This window comes from Micromonospora sp. NPDC051296 (genome assembly GCF_040682255.1).
GTDB classification, from domain to species: Bacteria; Actinomycetota; Actinomycetes; order Mycobacteriales; family Micromonosporaceae; genus Micromonospora; species Micromonospora craterilacus.
Window position 1 is genome coordinate 1 of record NZ_JBFBAO010000493.1, and the last position, 4,123, is coordinate 4,123.

A 4,123-nucleotide genomic window follows, 5' to 3' on the forward strand; every position below is an offset into this window, starting at 1 on the left:
GACCTGACCGGCAAACGGCTGTCCACCGCGCTTCCCGCCGAGGTGACCCGATGACCACCGCTGCCCAGATCACCGACCTGACACGTACGTGTCAAACCGACATCTCCACTTCCGCTCTGATCGCCGTGCTGGAAGGTGCGTGGAACGCGATCCGTGGCCAGCACTCCGAGGTTCCGGCGGCGGTCATCGTCGTCGGCTCCGGCTCTCCCTCCAAGCCCAATCAGGGCATGAAGTGGGGCCACTTCGCGGCCCTGCGCTGGCAAGCCGGCGACACCCAGTTGCCGGAAATCCTGATCTCCGGTGAGGGCCTGTCCCGTGAACCGGAAGCCATCTTCACCACCCTCCTGCACGAGGCCACCCACGCTCTCGCCGACGTGCGAAGGATTCAGGACACGTCGCGGCAGGGCCGCTGGCACAACAAGAAGTTCGCCACCCTCGCCGCCGAACTCGGCATGTCCACGACCAAGGACGACAAGCTCGGCTACTCGCCCTGCGCCCTGACCGACCTCACCCGCGCCCGCTACCGGGCCACCATCACCAGCCTTGGTGAGGCGCTGCGCTTCTACCGGCATCCGGAACCGACCGGGGAAGCCAAGACCCGCACGAACAACAACAACGGCATCTCGTGTGAGTGCGAGTGCCCGCGCAAGCTGCGCATCTCCACGGCGGCCTTCGAGCAGGCCCCCATCGTGTGCGCGGCCTGCGGATCCGCGTTCCTGCCCGAGGACATCGACCGCGACACCTACGAACACCCCACCTTCACCACCGGCACCGCCGGTGATGACGACGACCAGGACCAGGCCGACGACGACTCCGAGGACCCGATGGTGTTCTACGACCCGACCGGCGAGCGCTACGGCCTGCCGACCTACCCCTACAAATTCGCCCCCGCCGGCCTGCTCACCCGCCGGCAACTGCGCGAGCGTCACCTGCGCCCCGGCGGCCAGGAACCCGCCGCGCAGATCCTCTGGCGTCGCGGCAAGCGCGTCGCCTACCTCTACCGACTCGACCTCGCCCAGCCCAAGCGCAGGGCCACCCCCGCCCAACGAGCGGCCATCGACAAGGCGCTCACCGCGCGGCGTACCTGCCCCACCTGCGCAGAGATCAAGCCCTACTACATCCCCCGCCGCACCGGCTCCTGCCTCGACTGCACCTCCGAGGTGAACCGATGACAACCACCAACCGATCCTCGCGCGGATGGGCCTACCTCGGCCTCACCCTGGGCGGACTCGTGTCCGTCGCCGCGAACATCGCGCACTCCTTCATCGCCCCCGACGACGCTCCGGAGAACTGGAGCCCGGAACCCGGCAAGGTCGTCTCCGCGATCGTGTGGCCGCTGTTCCTGTTCATCGCCATCGAAATCCTTGCCCGCACCCCATGGCCGACCGGCATGGGATGGAACCTGCTCCGCTGGATCGGTTTCCCGCCCGTGGCCCTGGTCGCCGCGTTCGTGTCCTACCGGCACCTGTCCGGACTCCTCGACCACTACAACGAGGAAACCCTCGTCGTCTGGCTCGGTCCCCTCGCCGTCGACGGCCTGATGCTCAAGGCCACCGCCGCGCTACTCGCCAACAAACACGCCAACCGGCCAACCGAAACCGTCCCGGCACCCACGCCGGCCACCCTCGCTGAGGCCCCGTCAACCGACATCCCCGCCTCACCGACGGTCCGCCCGGCCGCCGCGACCCCGGCCACCACACCCACCGACGAACCCGCACCCATCCACGAGCCGATCACCCTGCCCACCTCTGGCGAGGACACCCCGACTCCGACGACGGTCGAGCCCACCCCGGACACCACCGGCCCGGACCCGACCCCGGCAACCCCGGTGCCCGCGACGGTCACCACCGGCCCGCCGGCAGCGCTGCTGCCCAACGCCCGGATCGTCGCCGCCGCACACGAGAAAGCCCACGGTGAGCCCATCACCGCCGGTCAACTCGCCGTCCGGCTCCGCGTACCGACCAGCACGGCCGCCGACATCCTCACGGCCCTGACCAACCAACCGACTGTCAACCACCAACCGCATAACGGCACTGCCGTGGGAGCCACCGCGTGACCTCCTCGACGTTGCCTCTCGTGCCCGAAACCACCACGGTTTCGGGCACGGGAGCATGCGCCGACGCAGACACCGGCTACTGGCCCTGGGCCACCCCCACCCGCACCACCCGCACCCCGGCTGATGACGGCTGGATACGCGGTCACGATCCCCGCACCGTCGCGTCCGGGCGTGCCCGCGCCCAGGACCCCGACTACCCCGAATGGCTCAACCACGTCCGGGCCGCGTCCGCGTGTAAGCACCCGATCCGGCTGGCCGGGCAAATCCACGTCACCGACGGCGACGGCAACCGGGTCGCCACCGTCGACACCGACGACATGCCCGACGGCGCGATCTACACCCCCTGCGGCAACCGCCGCGCCTCGGTCTGCCCGTCCTGCGCGGAGCTGTACCGCCGCGACACCTTCCACCTCATCAAAGCCGGCCTGCAAGGCGACCGGTGGGGACTACCACCCCTGCACGAACACATCGCCATCTTCCTCACCGCCACCGCCCCGTCGTTCGGGCCGGTGCACCACCGTGTCATCAAGGTTCACTCCGCGGACTGCCGGCGCAAGGACGGCTGCACCTGCCGCCCCGCCGTCTGCCACCCGTTCGGCCGCACCTGCCCCCACGGCCGGGAGCTGCGCTGCGGTACCCGGCACAAGGCCGGCGACAACCAGCTCGGGCAGCCGTTGTGTCTGGACTGCTACGACCACCACGGCCAGGTCGTGTGGAACCACGAAGCCCCGGAACTGTGGCGCCGCACCATCCAACAAGTCGACCGCGAGCTACGCCGACTCGGCCGCGCCCCCGGCGTGGAGCTGCGCCGCCGCTACATCAAGGTCTACGAATTCCAGGTACGCGGCGTCATCCACTACCACGCCCTCATCCGCCTCGACGGCGAGAACCCCGACTGCCCCGGCGCGATCGTCCCACCACCCGCCGCGATCAGCCGGGACATGTTCGCCGACGCCGTACGAGCCGCCTTCGTCAAGACCGCCTACACGTCCGCATCGCACCCCGCCAACGACGGGCACGGATGGCGGATCGCCTGGGGTGACAAGGGCCTCGACATCAAACACGTCAACGCCCCCGGCGGAGAAGTCAACCTCGCCCAAATCACCGGCTACATCGCCAAGTACGTCACCAAAAGCACCGAGGTCACCGGGCTGAACCTCCGCCGCGTCGACGACCTCTCCGTCGAAATCCACGGCAACCCGGGAACCCACCTCGGGCGGCTCATCCGCGCCTGCTGGGACCTCGGCGAACACCCCGACTACCACCGGCTGCGGCGGTGGGCACACCAGTTCGGCTACGGCGGCCACATCACCACCAAAAGCCGCGCCTTCTCCGTCACCCTCGGCTTCCTCCGCATGCAGCGCACCATCTGGCGGCGTACCGAGGGCCACCCCCACACCTGGGACGACGAACAAGCCGAACGCGTCATCTACGAACTCGGCTACCAAGCGACCGGCTGGATCAGCACCGGAGACGCCCTCCTCGCCAACACCGCCGCCGCCCTCGCCCGCGCCCGACACCTTGCCGGACTCGACGCCCTGGCCGACGAGCAGGCGGCCCACCGGACCGCCGCCCAACCCCTGGCCGCTTGACACGTACGTGTCAACGCCCCGTGAACCCGTTCCTTGACAACTCCACAGCGACACACCAACCACCCGACCACCCGGCCATCCGGAAGGAGCCCGGCATGCCCACACGCCCCCGACCCCTCATCGCGGTCCGGCTCATCGGCCCGACCGCCACCGTCACCACCCACGCCGCCACCATCGCCGCCCAACTCGTCGCGCACTACGGCCACCAGCGGGTCACCTGCCGCACCAGCACTCGCACCGCCGGCTACAGCGGCGAAAGCCGCGCCTATATCACCCTCACCCCGAAGGAGGCACCACATGGATAGGAGTCAGGTCCAGATCGTTCCGAGGTGGCATTCCCCGGCCGAAGTCGCCGTGATTCTCGGCTACGGCTTGTCCAAGGTGAAGAGTCGCACCTAGCTAGGGGTGGCGCTCGCGCTGTCCGGGGCGGGTGGCCGGCAGCCGCAGACCGGCGGCGTCCAACACGCCCTCGACC

Annotated in this window: 4 protein-coding genes; all 4 read left to right on the forward strand. The window is 69.5% G+C overall.

What is annotated here, in order from left to right:
* Positions 1–824 precede the first annotated feature (824 nt).
* The 4 genes from AB0M52_RS31580 (at position 825) to AB0M52_RS31595 (ending at position 3,953) form a co-directional block, all read left to right on the forward strand.
* Positions 825–1,172, forward strand: coding sequence for an RRQRL motif-containing zinc-binding protein (locus tag AB0M52_RS31580; protein WP_363961277.1), 348 nt, complete (start codon positions 825–827; stop codon positions 1,170–1,172).
* On the forward strand, positions 1,169–2,056 hold the full coding sequence (locus tag AB0M52_RS31585) for a DUF2637 domain-containing protein (protein ID WP_363961272.1): 888 nt from the start codon (positions 1,169–1,171) through the stop codon (positions 2,054–2,056). Before AB0M52_RS31580 ends, AB0M52_RS31585 begins: the two co-directional genes overlap by 4 nt.
* Positions 2,057–2,076: 20 nt before the next feature.
* Positions 2,077–3,648, forward strand: coding sequence for a replication initiator (locus AB0M52_RS31590; RefSeq protein ID WP_363961274.1), 1,572 nt, complete (start codon positions 2,077–2,079; stop codon positions 3,646–3,648).
* A 95-nt stretch (positions 3,649–3,743) separates the two neighbouring features.
* The gene (locus AB0M52_RS31595; RefSeq protein WP_363961275.1) at positions 3,744–3,953 is read left to right on the forward strand and encodes a hypothetical protein; all 210 of its coding nucleotides are present in this window, start codon (positions 3,744–3,746) and stop codon (positions 3,951–3,953) included.
* The last annotated feature ends 170 nt before the right edge of the window (positions 3,954–4,123 follow it).